Consider the following 17,655-nt stretch of genomic DNA (forward strand, 5'->3'; position numbering starts at 1 on the left):
CTATGATAAGCACGACATTTATTTTTCCTGTACTCGCTACCCTATTTTTTTCGGCCTTTTTCTCAGGCTTGGAAATGGCCTTTATCTCCGCGAACAAGTTGCAGATAGAGGTAGAAAATAAACAGGGGGCACTGACGGGAAAGATTCTTTCTTCTTTTTTACAGCAGCCGGGGCAGTTTCTGGGAACCACGCTGATCGGGAATACCATAGCCCTGGTTCTTTACGGGATTTTTATGGCGAACCTATTAGAACCGCTATTTTTAGAGCTGCTACCGAACAGCATGGAGAATCAAGCCACCCTACTGGTCACACAGACCGTGGTGGCTACTATCGTCGTCCTGATTACGGCTGAGTTCATTCCCAAGAGTATTTTCATGCTGAATCCGAATGGCCTTTTAAATGCGCTGGTCATTCCATTTCTTTTCGTCTTTTATTTGATGTATCCTGTCGTATGGATCGTGGTAGGCCTGAGTCGTTTTTTTATCACCCAGGTGTTACGCTTGCCTTATAGCGAAGACAAGCCCGTCTTTAAAGTGACTGACTTGAATGCGTTTATTCAGGATAAGTTGAGCTTAGCGAAGGGAGAGTTAACCGAAAGGGGCATGGAGGTGGATGCTAAAATTTTAGATAAGGCAGTAGAGTTTAAGACCATTCGCATCCGGGAATGTATGGTTCCGCGTACAGATATCGTGGCTGTGGAGGTGGATGATAGTATCCAGGAGTTGCAGGAGGCCTTTGCGTCGAGCGGGCACTCGAAAATAATCGTTTACAAGGAATCCATCGATGATGTAATCGGTTACTGTCATCAGCTGGAGCTTTTTAAACATCCGAAGACTATTCAGGAAATTCTTACCCCGATTATTATCGTCCCGGAGTCCGCTTTAGCGAATGAGCTACTTATACAGTTTATTCGGGAGCGAAAAAGTATGGCCTTAGTGGTGGATGAGTTTGGGGGCACCTCGGGGATCGTAAGCATGGAGGATATCATCGAAGAAATCTTCGGTGAGATTCAGGATGAGTACGATACGGAAGAGCTCACCGAGCAAAAAGTATCCGATACAGAATATCTACTAAGTGCCCGGCATGAGGTAGATTACTTAAATGAAAAGTATAATTGGCAACTCCCCTATGGAGAGTTTGAGACCTTATCAGGATTTATACTATCTTTGACCGAGAATATCCACAAAAGGGAGAATCCGTGACTTTCGGCCCATTTACCTTTACAGTGGTAGCCAAGCAGGACCATCGGATAGAAACCATACGCGTAAAAATTCATGAGCCGTTAAATTCTTAATACTTACTGTATTGATGGACATTTAATTTTGAATTTCCATTGAGATGTAATTATTTTGCGGCACTTCAAAAATTAGAAGAATGGCATTAATAAAGAAAATCAGACAGAAAACAGGTCTAGCGATTGGAGTTATCGCAGTAGGGTTAATTTTTTTCCTCGTAGGGGGAGATATTTTAAGTCCGAACTCTACTCTATTAGGAGGTACTTCTAACAAGGTAGGTGAAATCGCTGGTGAATCGATCACCTATGAAGAATACATGGCCGCGATAGAAGAGGCGAAGTTTGTCTTCCAAAATAATACGGGAAGAAGCCCCTCGGATGCAGAGATGTTTAGCATCCGTGAGCAGGCCTGGCAGGCCCTTATCGTGGAGCGTGTGTTTCAAAAGCAATACGACGCCCTAGGTATGATGGTTTCTGATGCTGAGCTTGTGGACATGGTTCAGGGTAGAAATATCATCCCAGAACTGCGTCAGTCGCTTACGAATCCCGAAACGGGAGAATTCGACCGTAGCCAGCTGATTGCCTTTCTTCAATCTTTAGACGGAGCCGGACCAGAGCAGCGTGCCTTTTGGGCGCAGCAAGAGCAGACTTTCGCAAATGCCAGGCTACGCTTAAAGTACGATAATTTACTTGCTACCTCAGAATTTGCTAATTCGAAAGAGGGGCGCATGGAGCATATCGCTTCGAACTCTGTGGCGGATGTAGACTTGGTGTTTATTCCTTTCTACGCCCTAGAGGATGCTACAGTGGAAGTAACTGACGCTGAAATCAAGCGTTACTATGATGCCAATAAAGAAAAGTTCCGTGTCGATAAAGCAGCTGACTTGGAGTATGTACGCTTTGACATGCGTCCGAGTGCTGAAGATTCTGCAGCTGTTCGTGATGAAATCTTACGCTTAACGGAAGAACTCAAAGGAACCACACAAGATTCAGTTTTTGTGCTGCGTAACTCTGACATGAGAAGACCTTTCTTGACCGTTCTTCCTGGAGATAACCTACCGGAAACACTTCGTTTAAATGTAGATGAAATCGAAGCAGGCGAAACGTACGGGCCTTTCCTTTCCTCTCGCTCTACTTTCGTTTCGTATAAGATTACAGATAAGTTCGACGGAACACCGCGCATGCGCGCACGTCACATTCTTTTCGGTACGCAAGGTTTAGACGATAGCGAAAAAGAGGTCGTACGTGAGCGTGCAAGAGGAATTTTAGCAGAAATCAAAGACGGCTTGGAGTTTGCTGCGGCAGCAGCGCAGTACGGCGAGGACGGGACCTCTCAGCGTGGTGGTGATCTTGGTTGGTTCGCAAAAGAAGATTTCGTAGATGAGTTTGCGAATGCGGTTTTTGCAGCACGCAACACGGGACTCTTGAATGATGTCGTGGAAACAGAGTATGGCTTCCATATTATCAGCGTGACAGAGATGCCAAAATCCGAGACCCATAAAATAGCGGTTTTGGAGCGTGAATTAGGGCCTTCTGATGCTACACGTAATGAGGCTTTCAGAAATGCAGATCTTTTCGCTGCTACGGCAAATGATAAAAAATCCTTCGAGGCTTTAGTTGAACAAGAAGGGTATAGAAGATTACAGGCGAATGGCTTAGCTCCTTTCTCGCGAAATCTAAACAATCTGCAAAACGCGCGTGAGGTGATCCGCTGGGCATTTAATGATGCCTCAGAAGGCAAGGTGTCGCCTGTTTTCGAGCTGGATGATACGTATGTGGTGGCCTTACTTGTATCGCGTACAGATGAGGGATATGCTTCCTTAGCTAACGTTCGTAATGAGATTCTAGCACAACTTCGTAACGAGAAGAAAGGGGAGAAAATTAAAGAGCAGCTCGCTGGCTTAGAGTCTTTTGATGCGATGAAAGAAAAGTTCGATGAGTTCGCTTCTAGAGAAAATGTGGCGGATCTACGTTTGAGCTCTAATGTGCTTCCAGGAGTGGGCTTTGCGCCGAAGGCGATAGGTGCCATCTTCGGTATGGCTGAAGGAAAAATCGGGGCTCCTATTTTAGAAGAGAATGGTGTGATCATAGCGCGCGTTAATAGTCGTGTAGATGCCGGTGAAATCGCAGACTACACCAACTATCAGCGTCAGCTGGCAGCCAGTTCTTCGCAGCGAACAGCGTATATGATTATGATGGCTTTAGAGGAGCTAGCGGATGTAAAAGACTTCCGTTATAAGTTCTTCTAAATCACAAATGAGACAAGAGGGCCCGTGGAAGTGATTTCACGGGTTTCCTTTTTTTAGGTGAATGGTTATCTGCGAACCAAATGGACACGTACAAGTTACTATTCTAATGAAAGAGAAGTTTAATGAAGCGGCTTTTAAGGAGCGGTTAGAGGCACAGACCAGCTTTCCGACCCTATATCCCTTTAAATTTATTGTTCCTAAGAAGAGTTTAGCGGAGCTTAAGGCACTTTTCCCGAATCGTCAGCTCGTGTTTAAGGACAGCTCTAAAGGAAATTACACCAGTGTTTCCTTTCAGCTTATGGTGCCGAATAGCGAACGCATCCTGGAGGTGTACCGAAAGGCAGCTACTGTCGAGGGACTTATCGCCTTATAAAATAAAAAGACTATGTGGAAAGAAGTAGATCAAAAACTGTGTAAAACATTTACCTTCGGAGACTTTCAGGAGGCTTTCGCTTTTATGACGCGCGTAGCTTTTCTAGCTGAGGCGCAGGGACATCACCCGAACTGGAGCAATGTGTACAATACAGTCGAAATTCAGCTGACGACGCACGACGCGGGTAACACTATTACGGAGAAGGACCATCAGCTGGCAAAGGCCATAGATGCTGTTTTGGAAGCGAAGTAAGCCATGGATTCAGCGGAAATTCAAGCGTCCACACAGCTCTTTCTAGTGCCTACGCCTGTGGGTAACCTGCAGGACATGACGTATCGTGCGGTGCAGGTGCTTCAGGAGGTGGATGTTATCTTAGCAGAGGATACGCGGACGAGTAGTAAGCTGTTAAAGCATTTCGCTATTCAGCGCCCACTGCAGGCGTATCACATCTTTAACGAGCATAAGGCTGTGGATCGCCTCATCGAGCGGATGCGCGCCGGAGAGGTTTTTGCCCTCATTTCGGATGCCGGTACGCCGGGGATTTCGGATCCCGGATATCTGCTCGTACGGGCTGTGGTGCAGGCAGGGCTGCGGGTCTCTACCTTGCCGGGAGCTACGGCTTTCGTGCCGGCACTGGTCAACTCAGGGCTGCCGAACGATCGGTTTGTGTTCGAGGGTTTTCTGCCCCATAAAAAAGGCAAACAGCGGAAGCTAGAAAGTCTAGCAAAGGAGGAACGCACCCTGATCTTTTATGAGTCGCCGCATCGAATCGCGAAAACTCTCCGCATGATGGAGGCTGTTTTCGGTCCCGATCGCGAAGCCTGTCTCTGTCGTGAGTTATCGAAAAAGTTCGAAGAAAATAGGTACGGTACCTTAGCGGAGTTGGCAGCAAGTGCTGAAGCCGAGGAGGTGCGAGGAGAGCTGGTGCTGATCGTAGCAGGAGCTGCTCCCGAGCTGTGGTGAGTGGTGCAGATCGCCCGAAAAGAAGTAAAAAATGGGATAGATTAGCAGTAGATGCTGCTGATGAAACAGAAGATGATGGATAAGTATACGCAGCCCGCCCTAGTGGAGGGGCTTTTGGCGGTAGCCAAAAAAGCCGGCGCCTACATCCGTAAGGAACGGGAGAGCTTTTCTTATGAAAATGTGGAGCATAAGGGCTTTAATGACCTGGTTTCTTATGTGGACCAAAATGCCGAGCGCATTATCGTGGAGGGGCTTTCTGGCCTGCTTCCTGAGGCGGGGTTTTTAGCAGAGGAGGGTACCGCCGAGGAGGGGAATCAAGCGATTAAATGGATCATCGACCCCCTAGACGGCACGACGAATTTCGTGCACGGTATTCCTGTATTTTCCGTCAGTATCGCACTCGAAGTAAATGGTGTGCTGACGCTCGGGGTCGTGTATGAAGTAAATCGCGATGAATGCTTTCATGCCGTTAAGGGGCAAGGGGCTTTCCTAAACGGGAAGGCGATTCGTGTAAGTCCAGCTACCTCGCTGTCGCAGGCTTTGATTGCGACAGGTTTTCCTTATAGTGAATTCGATAAGCTGCCGGCTTACATCCACGTGATGCAATTTATGATGAAGAATTCTCACGGGCTGCGCCGCATGGGAAGTGCGGCGGTGGACCTGGCCTATGTGGCCTGCGGGCGTGTAGAAGCTTATTTTGAGTATAATTTAAATGCGTATGATGTGGCAGCTGGTGCGCTGCTTGTCCGTGAGGCTGGGGGCAGGTGAGTGATTTCTTCGGTGGTCCCGCTTATGTATATGGAAGGAGTATCGTCGCGGTTACGCCGGCGCTACAGCAAGAGGTCCTGGCGGTGATTCAGGAGGCTTGGGAGCAGTAAGCTAGGCGTTTTGCTTCTAAAAAGAGGGGCTAAAATGACTGGTCAGGCAGCGCATCCTTTGGTGAAAGGTGCGCTGCTGCTATTTCAGTAGTTTTTTGGTGCGGCTTTTGTGCTTATTTTTAGGAATTTCGACCAAATGCTATGTCTTCCATGAAAAAAGCGCTCAAAATCTTCGGCCTGTCCCTAGCAGGTCTATTTTTAGTCGTACTCCTTCTTCCCTTTCTTTTCCGCGGCAAAATCATCTCGATGGTCGATGAGGCCATTCAGGAGGCTGTGATCGGAGAGGTGTACTATGACCGGGAGCAGGTAAGTTTAAGCCTTTTTAGCCGCTTTCCACACATGGCGCTTCGTTTAGGTGATTTCGGTATCGTCGGTGAGGAGCCGTTTCGAGGGGATACACTCGTCCACGTGGAGGAGCTGCAGGTGGACTTTCGGCTTTGGTCGCTGCTGTTCGGTGATTACCCTACGCTATCAGGCATCCATCTGAAAGGGGGAGAACTTTATGTGAAGGTATTGGCCGATGGGACGGCAAATTATGACATTCTCCCGCCCTCAGCAAGTGAGGAGGCCCCTGTGGAGGCAGGTAATTTCCGGATTGGCATCGATGTCTTAGAGCTGCAAGATGTTTCCGTCATCTACGATGACCGCGAGCTAGACTTTTTTATGGCGCTAGGTGGGATCCGTGCGCTCGGTTCGGGAGATTTTACGAGCAGCACCTTTGAAATGCCCTTACGTATGGAAGCGTTTCTGGCAGATATGCGTTATGAGGGCATTTCGTACCTTTCCCAAAAGCACTTTAAGGGGACCACTACCGTAGATGTGGACTTGGACGCCATGCGCTTTGGCTTCCTGGACAGTGACTTATACCTGAATGCCTTTCATTTCTTCTTAGATGGGTCCCTCTCGCTTCCTGAGGAGGGAATTGGCTTTGACCTACGTGCCGGGACGCGGGAAAGTGATTTTAAGACCTTACTGTCTTTGGTCCCCGGCATGTACTCGGAGCAGTTTTCGGCTATCGAAACGGCGGGTACTATCGAGTTTTTAGCAGAGGTGAATGGAATTTATTCCGATGATGCCACTCCTGCTTTCCTCGTGCAGCTGGGTGTAAGCGAGGGCATGTTCCGCTTTCCGGACCTTGCGCTGCCAGTGCGTGATGTAGGCCTGGAGCTGGTGCTGGCGAATACGACAGCCGACTGGACGAACACGCGCTTGAAATTAAGTGATTTCCGTATGCTGTTTGGTGATAACCCTTTTGCAGCAGAGCTGCAAATCGAGAATTTTAAAGATTTCCCGATGGAGGCGCGTCTGGATGGGCGGCTGAATCTCGGGGAGCTGACGGCTATTTTCCCTATTCCTGACCTGACGCTGGGAGGAGAGCTTAGCATGCGTGGGGAGGCCAAAGGAACCTATGACAGCACACTGCAGACCTTGCCTGTTTTTTCGGCTGACTTCACACTGAAAGATGGCTTGGTACGGAGAAAGGATCTCCCTGCTGCGTTAGAGGCGCTTCAGGTGCAGGCGCGTATCGGTAGTGCCAGCGGGCGTTTTGAAGATTTCATGGCGGTGGTCTCCCGCATGTCGGCGCAGATCGATGGAGAAACACTTAGCGGGGAGGCGACGTTCAGAGACCTTTCCAACCTTAGCTGGGACCTGCGGGCCTCAGGTGCTGCCAACTTGGCTACGCTGATGGCGCTTTTCCCTCAGGAAGGCATGCAGCTGGCGGGTCGTGTCGGTGGGGAGATCGCCGCTCGTGGGGATATGCGCACCTTAGAAGCGGGTCGCTATACTTCCCTTTACAATGCCGGCACCGTTACGCTATCAGATTTTGTGTTTCGCTCGGCGGATGTACCGCAGAAAGTCGAGATCAAGCAGGCAGAGGCCAGTTTTAACCCGGACAACATAGCCTTGAAGCGCTTTTCTTCTGTGCTAGGAGAGAGTCCACTGGAGGCTTCTGGTACGCTGAGCAACTACATGGGCTATCTTTTCCGAGAGGGAGAGGTGCTCCGAGGTGAACTTATACTTGCTTCAGCGCGCTTTAATGCGAACGAGTGGCTTAGCGCAGATGCCAGTGCGACGGAGTCCACCGAGTTAACAGTTTTAGCCCTGCCGCGCACGATAAACTTTCAGCTTGGCCTGGCCATAGAGGAGCTGCTGTATGATAATTTACGTTTGGAGGCTGTTCAGGGCACCGCTCAGCTGGCGGATGGTGTGCTTCGTGTTCGAGATGCTGGCTTGAGGACCTTGGGCGGACAAGTGCGTATGTCGGGAAGCTATGATCCGCGGGATCTGGCTGCTCCTCGCTTTGATTTTAACTTCGGGGTGGAGCGCTTGGATATTCGGCAGGCTTTCGAAGCGTTTAATACGGTTCAACTTTTAGCTCCTGTGGCGCAGCATCTGGAGGGTGTATTTTCCACAGACTTGTCTTTCGGCGGGCTTTTAGCTTCGGATATGATGCCGGTGATGGCTTCACTGGATGCGAAGGGCGCTATCCGCATTTTAGAGGCAGCGTTCCAAAACCCTTCGTTTACTTCAGGAATCAGTGGTCTAATCGGCCTTCGTCAGGAAGAAACGCTACGTTTTCGAAATATGCGCATTCCGATCACCATCGATAATGGTGTACTAGAAGTAGAGCCTTTGATCTTCGGCTTTGGGACTATGAGGCAAGGCTGCAGGGGAGCACTGCCTATAACGGAAGTATTCGTTATTTACTAAATCTGCAAATCCCAGCCGGTCGATTCGGGCAGCAACTGAATTCGGCGCTGGCACGAGTCAGCGGGGCGACGATCGCTGAGGATGCCCCATTCCTGTGGCCTTATCGATAGGGGGCACCTATGCACGTCCGACTTTCGGTTTAGCGGGAGAGGGAAGTATCGAGCAGCTTTTGGCTTCTGCGGTGCGTGCGCGACTCGGTCAGGAGCGTGAGCAGCTCCAGCGAAGTGTAACGGAGGAGTTTCGTCAGCGGGAGGATAGTGTAAAAACAGTGCTTAAAGCAGAAGCGGAGCGGGTGCAGGACAGTGTGCGCAGGGAGGCAGAACGCCGCGTGGAGCAGACTCGTGAGCGTGCGGCGGAAGAGGCCCGTAACTTGATCCGAGGGGTTATCGGGGGCAGCAGAAATCGTCCTGCTACCGTCCCCGATACGACGAAGCGGAATAATGAGGAGTAGGTGGCGGCAGGTTGTTTTGGCCGTCAGGCCAAAATAAACGACTCTACTACCCAGTACCAGAGCGCGATGGTAAGGAAGCTGAGCGGGATGCCCACGCCTACCATCAGGGAGGCCAGTCGCGGATTTAGGTTATAGGAAATGGCCAAGATGGAGCCAGTAATCATGGGTGCCATAGCCATTTCTAAAACGGTGATTTTAAGCGGAAGACCTCCGAGAGGGCTAAGGCCTCCGAAAAGAAGCCAGATTCCAGCGGGGAGTAGGAGGAGCTTAAAGGTCAGACCTGTCCAGAGTTGTCGGTCGCGGAAGGCGGATTTTTCGATTTGCAGTTGGAGTCCCACGGCCCCTAGCGCCACAGGGGTTAGTGACTGCGCGAGGGTTTCCAGTCCAAAACCGAGGATGGGGTGTACGGTCAGCTCGAGTAGGTTCATGCTGATGCCGATGATAAAAAACAGGAAGGGAGGGAAGGTGATCACCTTTTTGACTAGTGAGCTTTTGCTGCTTTTAGCTGCGCTGTAGGTGTTCGCGACGATCACGGCCAGGGTGCTGACCAGGATAAAGGAGCCTGCCTGATCGATCAGTAGTGCGATTTTTAGTCCTTCGGTTCCGTATAAGGCATCGATAATCGGGAAGCCAACGAAGGAAGTGTTCGCGAGTCCTCCTGTCAGGGTTAGGCAGCCGATGGTGCCAGGGCCCCAGTTTCTCCAGGAGCCGATGAGGTGGAAGAAACCCCAGGCCAGCAGAAAGCTGAGCCATGCTGCTGCGATGGGCAGGAGAAGCTCGGGGCTGAGTGGCAGCGTGGGCAAGTATTTCAGAGCGATGGCGGGCAGCACCACGAAGATCAGGTATTGGTTTAGGAGTTTGGCCAGTTTTTCTGGCTCTCTGAGCTGTTTGCGTAGGTACATCCCCAAGCCCAGAGAAATAAAAATGAGTGCTATTTTCGCCATAATGTTGTCCGTGTAGGGCTAGTGGCCTTGGTCGGAGATTTAATTTTGCGCTGTGCGCAAATATACGGAAGAAAGCCGCTGTGGGTGTGTTTTTTCTTTTCTACTTTTAGGTTATGCCGTCCGTCTGGGACTTAACAGAAAGATAACCCATTAACTTTCAGTGGTCTTGTGAGGTGATGTACCTTTGTGTCAAAGATTAAGGCAATGCGTGTAATTCCAATTCAGATTAATGGCGAGCAGTTCATCCCGGTGGATCATCTGCATTTCGATCAGGCAAATGATTTACGGGCTTGGTTACCGAATGAAGCATTTCGGTCGGTGCGCTATGAGGGTTTGGTGATAGAGAACTGTATAGCGTATGCGTCCTATGTGGCTTGGTGCAAGCTAAACGGTGTGGGCATGCAGTCGACTCCTCGCGGGGCAGACAGTGTGGCTGCATACGATCTCTTTTTTTAAGGGGCTTTTTTTTCGTGTTAACGGCGTGCTAGTGGATGCTAGAGTTAGCGGCGCTTGCTCGTGGATGATTATCGCGAATGTGGTGGACAGGGTGTAGCAGTTTAGGGCAGCCCGAACTGTTTTCTTTTTTCGGCGAAGAATTTTTTTAGCTCTGGGTAGTAGGGGCTTTCAGCCTCGGGGATGCCTGAGACTGTCAGGGCCAGGTTTCCTGTGGCGTCTAGACCTTCTTCTGCTTCGAGGGTTTCGATCATGCGGATGACCTCTTCTAAAGCGAGTGGCTGTGTGCAGGATTCTGGGCTTATGAGGATTTCATTCCCATAGAAGTCTACTGCGTCAAATCCGTATCCAGTGGGGCGTTCGTGTATATAAATGGTAATTTCTTCACCCCAGGCGCTTTCCGGGTAGTGTAATTTAACGAAGATGTTATTGTTTTTAGAGAGGTCTGAGTAGTCGGCTGGTGTAAAACTATAGTTCATTTTCGCGTGCGTTAGGTGGCAATAAAAGGCCTTATGCTGACAAAGATTCACCGCTCTCTTACAATAATACGTAATACCTTGTGCATCGGTGGCCAAATGAGTACTTTTACATATCACAAACTGAACAAAGGTAGTCAATTTCCGTAATGGGGTACTATCGAAGGAGTCACTTTTATGGATTCTAGTGTCAACCTTTCTAGGTTCTGTGAGTTTATATCTTGTGAATTCTTTTTTAATACACTATAAAATGCGGAAAGGGCTTCGGATGTACCGGAGTCTTTTTTTTTGTTTTTGGCCCTCAGCTACAGGCTTTTGGCCCAAGCCTACTTTTAGGAGACACAGCGGGAATTCTTCAGGCTAATTCAGGGGTTTAAATTGGAATAATAGTCGAATAGCCCTAATTTTACATTCAAATCATTTTGCATTATGAAAAGAGATCAGGTTGTATTTGACCTTATAGCACAGGAGGAGACCCGTCAGCGGGAAGGTATCGAGCTTATCGCGTCAGAAAATTTCACTAGTAAGCAGGTAATGGAAGCTGGTGGCAGTGTGCTGACGAATAAGTATGCCGAGGGATTACCGGGTAAGCGTTATTATGGTGGCTGCGAGGTAGTGGATGAGATAGAGGAGTTGGCGATATCCAGAGCGAAGGAGCTATTCGGTGCCACTTGGGCGAATGTGCAGCCTCACTCAGGTGCACAGGCAAATGCGGCCGTATTTTTAGCTTGTTTACAGGCTGGTGATGCTATTTTGGGTTTTGATTTAGCGCATGGAGGTCACTTGACCCATGGTTCTCCGGTGAATTTTTCGGGTAAACTCTATTCTCCACATTTTTATGGTGTGGAAGAGGAGACTGGCTTGATCGATTACGATAAAGTAGAGGCAAAAGCTTTAGAGGTGAAGCCGAAGTTATTAATATGTGGTGCATCTGCGTATAGCCGTGACTGGGATTATGAGCGTTTACGTGCGATCGCCGATGAGGTGGGTGCGCTATTGTTAGCAGATATTTCGCATCCTTCGGGTTTAATCGCGAAGGGGCTGTTAAATGATCCTTTGGAGTACTGTCATATTGTAACGACGACGACACATAAGACGCTACGCGGTCCTCGAGGGGGCTTGATTTTAATGCGTGAAGATTTCGATAATCCTTTTGGCATCACGAATCCGAAGGGTGAGCTGCGCAAAATGTCTGCACTTTTAGATAGTGGCGTGTTCCCGGGTACGCAGGGAGGTCCTTTAGAGCATATTATTGCGGCGAAGGCCGTGGCCTTTGGCGAAGCCCTAAGCGATGAATACCTCCACTATGTGGTGCAGGTGAAGAAAAATGCTTCCGTGATGGCTGATGCCTTCGTAGCCAAAGGGTATCAGTTGATTTCTGGCGGAACGGATAACCACCTTATGCTTATCGACCTAACGAACAAGGGGATAACTGGAAAGTTAGCAGAAGAAACCCTCGGTAAGGTCGCGATAACGATTAATAAGAACATGGTTCCTTTCGATAAGCGTTCGCCATTCGTTACTTCGGGTATGCGTGTCGGTACAGCGGCAGTGACGACGCGTGGTCTAGTAGAAGCAGACATGGAGCGCATCGTGGATTTAATAGACCGTGCGCTAGTCGCTCATGACAACGAAAGTGAATTGGCGGCGATTCGTAAGGAAGTGAATGAGTGGATGGTACAATTTCCTTTGTATTAATTTCAGACAGGTAGGAGCTAACAGGTGGCATTAGATCAGTATAGAGAAGAGGAAGAAGAGGGCATGTCCTTTTTAGACCATTTAGAGCAGCTGCGCTGGCATCTGCTTCGGTCTGTGGCGGCTGTCCTTATTTTAACAATAGTGGCTTTTTTAGCGAAAAGCATCGTGTTCGGGCAGGTGATCCTAGGCCTTCTAAGGTAGAGTTCATTACGTACACGACCTTATGTCGGGTGGCTGAGGCGCTGAGTATTCCGGCCTTATGCATCGATTCTCTTCCTTTTACGATACAGAGTCGGCAGATGACGGGGCAGTTTTCCATGCACTTGACGAGTAGTGTGGTGGTCGGCATCATCGTGGCGTTCCCGTACATTTTCTGGGAGTTTTGGCGCTTTATAAGCCAGGGCTTTATGAGAAAGAGCGGAATGCAGCGCGTGGGGCGGTGTTCTTCGTTAGTTTGTTGTTTTTTATGGGAGCGAGCTTTGGGTATTTTATCCTCTCGCCCTTGTCCATAAATTTCTTATCCAACTACCAGCTGGATCCGTCTATTTTAAATGAATTCGATATCACCAGTTATGTGACCACGCTGATGATGCTGGTCTTAGCTTCAGCGATCATGTTTCAGCTGCCGGTGGTGATTTATTTTCTGTCTATGTCCGGGCTGATTACTGCCGCTGTGCTAAAGGTGTACCGTCGCCATGCGATCGTGGGTATCTTGGTTATCGCGGCGATCATTACGCCACCAGATGTGATATCGCAGATTTTGATCGCGATGCCGATTATGGCGCTATATGAGGTCGGTATTATGATCGCGAAGCGACTAGAGAAGAAACGCAAAGATGAATTAGCCTCTTAACGTATACGTAAACACATTATGAAGATTGGAATAGGGGGAGATCATGCAGGATTTTCCTATAAGCAAGCGATAATCGCTGTTCTGGAAGAGCAGGGCCATGAGGTAAAGGACTTTGGTCCTTTCTCAGATGCTTCTGTGGACTACCCAGACCATGTACATCCTTTATGTCAGGAGTTGCTCGATGGAGCCCTTGACAAAGGCATTTTAATTTGTGGAAGTGGCAATGGTGTAGCGATTACCGCGAATAAATATGCGGCTATTCGGGCTGCCTTAGTATGGGAACCCGAGTTAGCGCGCTTGGCACGGCAGCATAATGACGCGAATGTTCTCGCCCTGCCGGCACGCTTCATCTCTTTGGATGTGGCGCAAGCTTGTGTCGAAGCCTTTTTGCGTACGGATTTTGAAGGTGGGCGCCATGCTGGGCGTGTCGCTAAGATTTCTTGTTCTTAAAGCCGATAGTTGAGATTCGATTTTCTAGGGTACCTGTAGTAGCTGCAGGTGCCTTTTTTTATGGCCAATTTTGGAGGTGGTGCCAAGCAAAGAAAAAAAAGAAAAGGGCATAAAAAAAAGCTGTAAGACAGAATCTAACAGCTTTAGTCAATTAACAATAAACCCAAAATAACCAGCTGTAAGGGAAGGATTCGAACCTCCACGAGGCGGTTAGGCAAGAACACGAGCTCCATGTTCGCTTTATTCCGGACTCCTCACCCCCGAGACAGGAGGGCTTGTCTGCCAGTTTCAACACCTTACAGTATATGTTTGATCGCTTGATAAGGAGAAAACCTTCTGTTTTCTCTATCGCTGTAGGGGAAGGATTCGAACCTCCACGAAGCAGTTAGGTAAAATACGAGCTCGCTATTTACTTTATTCTGTGCTCTTCACCCCCGAGACAGGAGGGCTTGTCTGCCAGTTTCAACATCCTACAAGATGGTATCAAGAGTAGCTATTTTTTTCTGGTTGTGAGAACCTTATGTCCTTCTTGATGATGTAAAGGTAAGAAAAGGATTGATATTTTAAAAATTAAGCAATGAAATAGCTTAAAAAATACGTAAAAAATAATGAAGAGTCGATTTTATTGCGTTATCGTTAATTTAGGTTGTGCGAACTGCCTTGATTTTATAAATATCGCAATCTTAATGGAGAAAAGTGCGCATTTAGAGGTGATTTTTTTCGAAAGAGGTAAAAATAGCCGATTTCTATTGAGGTTTTCGTAAAATAGACGCCTTATAATCCTTTCGCGTCCACTTGTGAAGCGATCCAGGCAGGGCGATAGGAGGCGAGTGCAGTGATGATACACACTGCGATACCCGTCCAGAGGAAGTCCGTCCAGATCATTTTTACGGGATAATATTCGACGATGCTGCTTTCCACCCCGAAACCTACAAGGCCGAACTGTTCTTGGAGAAAGCATATCAAGAACCCGAGTATCAAGCCGATACCAGCGCCTGTGCTGGCGATAAGGGCACCCTGCTTTAAAAAAATGCGGCGCAGAAGGGACTTTGGCGCGCCCAGCGCCACCAGTAAGGCAGTATCTTTCTTTTTTTCGATTGCCATCATGGAGAGGCTAAAGAAAATATTAAAGGAGGCGATGGCTAAAATGAAGGTGAGCGTGATAAACACAAAGAGCTTCTCGATTTTTATCGTGCGCAGGATCGCGGCATGCTGTTCATCGGTATCTTTCACGCTGAAATCTTCCCCGAAGAGCTGTTGGATTTCGCGCTTCAGTTTGCCGATGGCGGCTCCAGGGCGTACCTGAATTTCTATGGCAGTCCTGCGGCCTCATAGCGAAATAGGTCCTCCACAAATCCCAAGGGGGCGATAATGTAGCTGTCGTCAAATTCCTTTTCCACACTAAAAAAAGAGGAGGCGCGTATCGCGGCTGCATTATACAGCTGTCGGGGGTCGATAGAACCTGCCCGTGCTGTGGCGCGCGGATAAAAGACCTGCAGCGGTTCGAATTCATTTTGTAAGTCCAGCGAAAGGAAATAGCCGACCCCTCTTCCCACGACGGCGAGCGGCTTTTCATCCGTTCCCAGGTCTAAGGTTCCCCAGGTGTAGCCACTGGCAAAGCGCTCATGCAGCAGGTAATCCCCACTTACACCTTTTAGGCGTGCCAGGTGCTGGGCATCTCCGTATTTAAAGAGTGCATTGTCTTCGATGACTTCTGTGAGCAGTTGGATATCGGCATGTGTGCGAAGTGTTTCCAGAATCTCTGGATCAGGAATAAAGGATTTGCCGCGCAGCAGTTCCACTTTTAAGTCCGCATCGAAGGAGGCGTACAAGCCACGCACCAGCTGTTCGAGGCCATTAAACACGGAAAGCACGATAACCAGCGCCATCGTGCCTACAGCCACCCCGATCATCGAAATATTCGACAGGATGCTGATGAAATTTTTCCGTTTTTTACTACGAAAGTAGCGGTAGGCGATAAAAGTAGAAGGGCTTCCTGACTTCATGTGGTCTTTTAACGCGCGTCTCTCTCGTCGTCCTCATCCTCCTCGTCTTCTGGAATATCCAAAGAAGAGATCACCTTATCCATGTGCTGGGCATAGGTGGCGGAATCATCGCCGAAAAGTGCCAGCTCCGGAATTATCCGTACCGACTTCCCGATGCGATTTCCTAAATGCTTCCGCAACTCACTTTTAGCTGCCTGTACACGGTCGAGCAGCTGCTCCTTATTTCCTGTCAAAAAACTTATATATACCTTCGCCAGGCCTAAATCTGGGCTCATCAGCACGCGCGTCACCGTAATCATCGTCCCCGAACTGAGATGCTTCATCTCCCGCTGAAAAATTTCGCCAATTTCTTTTTGGATCAGCTTGCTGAATTTTTGTTGTCTCTTCGTCTCCATACGTATATTAATGCGGACAAATTTAGTGAATTAAATGATGAAGGGTTAATTTCGCATCATCTCTTTCTTTATTAACGCAGGCATTGACGAATTGATTACGTTTTTTAAAATTATCGACCCCCTACGTGCCTTAGCGCTTTTCGGCATTTTACTGGCTTTAGCCCTCCTTCAGTGGACCGTTTTCCCCCTGGGGCAGCTGCAGGTAGAGTTAGGCTGGGAGCTCTTAGGTAAGCGGATCTTAGATGGCCAGACCCTCTATGTGGGAGTCGTGGATGACACCGCGCCCCTTTCTGCCCTGGTCTTTACCCTGCTGCAGTGGCTTTTTCCGGCACAGGTATGGCCGCACCGGCTGATCGCGCTACTCCTCATTTTCGCACAAGCGAATTATCTAAATAGCCTTTTGGTGCGGTATGGCGCCTTTGAGCTAACTACCTATGTGCCTGCCCTATCGGCGATTTTTATCTACGCCTTTAATGCAGAGTTTCTGCTGCTATCGCCCATGCTGATGGGGAGCTTTTTTTTACTTTTGGCCCTGGGCCAATTGTTTTCCCAGACCGTGCTTCAAGAGGAATCTCTTTCTTCCACTACGCTCCTAGGCGTCTATGCCGGCATGGCTGCGTGTTTTCACCTGCCTTTTCTGGTCTTTCTCCCTTTCTTTTTAATCGCGGGAATCACCATCTCTGGCTTTACCTTTAACCAAGTCTTGCTGACCCTGGTGAATTTTTTTCTCCCCTTAGGCTTTTTAGCGCTGTATTACTTCTGGATCGATGCACTGCCCAGTTTTTACCATGAATTTCTCCTCGGGACGCGGATAAAAGATGTGTATAATCACTTGAGCCTCTTGCAGGCCCTTGTGGTACTGGCGGTGCCTTTATTTTTCGCGATCCTCGGCTTTACGATCGGATCAGTAAAGAGAGGCTACACAAGTAAATCAGCAAAAACAAAAACAACTCATGCTGCTTTATCTATTTTTCGGTGTGGCCACGATTCTGCTGTCTAATCATATTTCGGCGATGGAGTGGCTGGTGGTCGTGCCTGCGCTGGCGTATTTTGCTACGAAGCCCCTCCTTTTCATCAGCTCGAATCGCTGGCGTACCGGCGTGGCAGCTGCTTTTTTTTCTTGTCCTCCCGCTTTCGGGCCTTGCCTTTAATTATTACATGGAAAACACTGCCAGAAATGTGCTCTACACCGTGAATCAGGCAGCAGAGCTCCGCGCCTGAAGGGCAAAACTCTCTGGGTCCTCGGAGACGATATGAGCCCTTACGCCTATGGGGAAATCGCCACCCCCTTTTTAAATTATAAAGTGTCCAGCCGCATTTTAGAGGCGAACTCACCCTTTGCGATTATGCGGATCGAGCGTGCGATTCGTTCGGAGATGCCCGAGCTTATCTTAGATCCGGAGGGCCGCTTCGAAAAGTTAATGTACCACATTCCCTGGCTCCAAGACCGCTATGTCCCTTTCGGAGAAGGGAGGTATCAGCGGCAGGATTAATCCTTTTTTCAGGATTTAATGTGTAAT

At 48.8% G+C, this 17,655-nt stretch carries 18 protein-coding genes and 2 pseudogenes; 15 read left to right on the forward strand and 5 right to left on the reverse strand.

Going from position 1 to position 17,655, the window contains the following annotated elements; genetic code table 11:
* Positions 1-2: 2 nt before the first annotated feature.
* The 8 genes and pseudogenes from A3SI_RS12285 (at position 3) to A3SI_RS17625 (ending at position 8,860) form a co-directional block, all read left to right on the forward strand.
* Positions 3-1,294 (forward strand): annotated as a pseudogene (locus A3SI_RS12285) (hemolysin family protein).
* 80 nt (positions 1,295-1,374) lie between these two features.
* Positions 1,375-3,483 (forward strand): peptidylprolyl isomerase, encoded by a 2,109-nt coding sequence (locus tag A3SI_RS12290; RefSeq protein WP_009056329.1) that lies wholly within the window; start codon positions 1,375-1,377, stop codon positions 3,481-3,483.
* 106 nt (positions 3,484-3,589) lie between these two features.
* Positions 3,590-3,856 (forward strand): DUF493 family protein, encoded by a 267-nt coding sequence (locus tag A3SI_RS12295; protein WP_009056330.1) that lies wholly within the window; start codon positions 3,590-3,592, stop codon positions 3,854-3,856.
* A gap of 12 nt (positions 3,857-3,868) precedes the next feature.
* A complete protein-coding gene (locus A3SI_RS12300; RefSeq protein WP_009056331.1) occupies positions 3,869-4,108 on the forward strand; it encodes a 4a-hydroxytetrahydrobiopterin dehydratase in 240 nt (79 codons plus the stop codon).
* A 3-nt stretch (positions 4,109-4,111) separates the two neighbouring features.
* Positions 4,112-4,819, forward strand: coding sequence for a 16S rRNA (cytidine(1402)-2'-O)-methyltransferase (rsmI, locus tag A3SI_RS12305; protein ID WP_009056335.1), 708 nt, complete (start codon positions 4,112-4,114; stop codon positions 4,817-4,819).
* Positions 4,820-4,879: 60 nt separating this feature from the next.
* Positions 4,880-5,587, forward strand: coding sequence for an inositol monophosphatase family protein (locus A3SI_RS12310; protein WP_316929190.1), 708 nt, complete (start codon positions 4,880-4,882; stop codon positions 5,585-5,587).
* Positions 5,588-5,847: 260 nt separating this feature from the next.
* Positions 5,848-8,409, forward strand: a complete 2,562-nt coding sequence (locus tag A3SI_RS12315) for an AsmA family protein (protein ID WP_162098454.1) — start codon at positions 5,848-5,850, stop codon at positions 8,407-8,409.
* A 94-nt stretch (positions 8,410-8,503) separates the two neighbouring features.
* Complete coding sequence (locus tag A3SI_RS17625) at positions 8,504-8,860, forward strand: hypothetical protein (RefSeq protein WP_009056341.1); 357 nt, start codon at positions 8,504-8,506, stop codon at positions 8,858-8,860.
* Between the two features lie 23 nt (positions 8,861-8,883).
* Here A3SI_RS17625 and A3SI_RS12320 read toward each other — a convergent pair whose 3' ends face one another.
* Entirely contained in the window at positions 8,884-9,804 is a 921-nt protein-coding gene (locus A3SI_RS12320; RefSeq protein ID WP_009056343.1) for an AEC family transporter, read from the reverse strand.
* A 204-nt stretch (positions 9,805-10,008) separates the two neighbouring features.
* Here A3SI_RS12320 and A3SI_RS12325 point away from each other — a divergent pair, with 204 nt between their 5' ends.
* Positions 10,009-10,260 carry a hypothetical protein gene (locus tag A3SI_RS12325; protein WP_009056346.1) on the forward strand — a complete coding sequence of 84 codons (252 nt, stop codon included), beginning with the start codon at positions 10,009-10,011 and terminating at the stop codon, positions 10,258-10,260.
* Between the two features lie 101 nt (positions 10,261-10,361).
* Here the strand turns inward: A3SI_RS12325 and A3SI_RS12330 are convergent, their stop codons facing one another.
* Positions 10,362-10,736, reverse strand: a complete 375-nt coding sequence (locus tag A3SI_RS12330; protein ID WP_009056348.1) for a hypothetical protein — start codon at positions 10,734-10,736, stop codon at positions 10,362-10,364.
* Between the two features lie 426 nt (positions 10,737-11,162).
* Between A3SI_RS12330 and A3SI_RS12335 the strand changes: the two genes are divergently transcribed.
* From A3SI_RS12335 to rpiB, 4 genes and pseudogenes are all read left to right on the forward strand, one after another.
* A complete protein-coding gene (locus A3SI_RS12335) occupies positions 11,163-12,431 on the forward strand; it encodes a serine hydroxymethyltransferase (protein ID WP_009056350.1) in 1,269 nt (422 codons plus the stop codon).
* A gap of 24 nt (positions 12,432-12,455) precedes the next feature.
* A complete protein-coding gene (locus tag A3SI_RS20935) occupies positions 12,456-12,632 on the forward strand; it encodes a twin-arginine translocase subunit TatC (RefSeq protein WP_238531744.1) in 177 nt (58 codons plus the stop codon).
* Between the two features lie 116 nt (positions 12,633-12,748).
* Positions 12,749-13,284: pseudogene (gene tatC / locus A3SI_RS12340) on the forward strand (twin-arginine translocase subunit TatC).
* Positions 13,285-13,302: 18 nt separating this feature from the next.
* Complete coding sequence (rpiB, locus tag A3SI_RS12345) at positions 13,303-13,734, forward strand: ribose 5-phosphate isomerase B (RefSeq protein ID WP_009056351.1); 432 nt, start codon at positions 13,303-13,305, stop codon at positions 13,732-13,734.
* 774 nt (positions 13,735-14,508) lie between these two features.
* Here the strand turns inward: rpiB and A3SI_RS22790 are convergent.
* The 3 genes from A3SI_RS22790 to rbfA all read right to left on the reverse strand — a co-directional run bounded on the left by A3SI_RS22790 (position 14,509) and on the right by rbfA (position 16,135).
* Positions 14,509-14,967: an ABC transporter permease gene (locus tag A3SI_RS22790; protein WP_316929191.1), complete on the reverse strand. Its 459-nt coding sequence runs from the start codon at positions 14,965-14,967 to the stop codon at positions 14,509-14,511.
* A gap of 77 nt (positions 14,968-15,044) precedes the next feature.
* On the reverse strand, positions 15,045-15,740 hold the full coding sequence (locus A3SI_RS22795; protein WP_316929192.1) for an ABC transporter permease: 696 nt from the start codon (positions 15,738-15,740) through the stop codon (positions 15,045-15,047).
* 8 nt (positions 15,741-15,748) lie between these two features.
* Positions 15,749-16,135: a 30S ribosome-binding factor RbfA gene (gene rbfA, locus A3SI_RS12355; protein ID WP_009056352.1), complete on the reverse strand. Its 387-nt coding sequence runs from the start codon at positions 16,133-16,135 to the stop codon at positions 15,749-15,751.
* 91 nt (positions 16,136-16,226) lie between these two features.
* Here rbfA and A3SI_RS12360 point away from each other — a divergent pair, with 91 nt between their 5' ends.
* Both A3SI_RS12360 and A3SI_RS12365 read left to right on the forward strand, forming a co-directional pair.
* Entirely contained in the window at positions 16,227-17,135 is a 909-nt protein-coding gene (locus tag A3SI_RS12360; protein ID WP_009056353.1) for a hypothetical protein, read from the forward strand.
* A 253-nt stretch (positions 17,136-17,388) separates the two neighbouring features.
* Positions 17,389-17,628 carry a hypothetical protein gene (locus A3SI_RS12365; RefSeq protein WP_009056355.1) on the forward strand — a complete coding sequence of 80 codons (240 nt, stop codon included), beginning with the start codon at positions 17,389-17,391 and terminating at the stop codon, positions 17,626-17,628.
* Positions 17,629-17,655: the final 27 nt, after the last annotated feature.

This window comes from Nitritalea halalkaliphila LW7, assembly GCF_000265075.1.
In the GTDB taxonomy this organism is placed as follows: Bacteria; Bacteroidota; Bacteroidia; order Cytophagales; family Cyclobacteriaceae; genus Nitritalea; species Nitritalea halalkaliphila.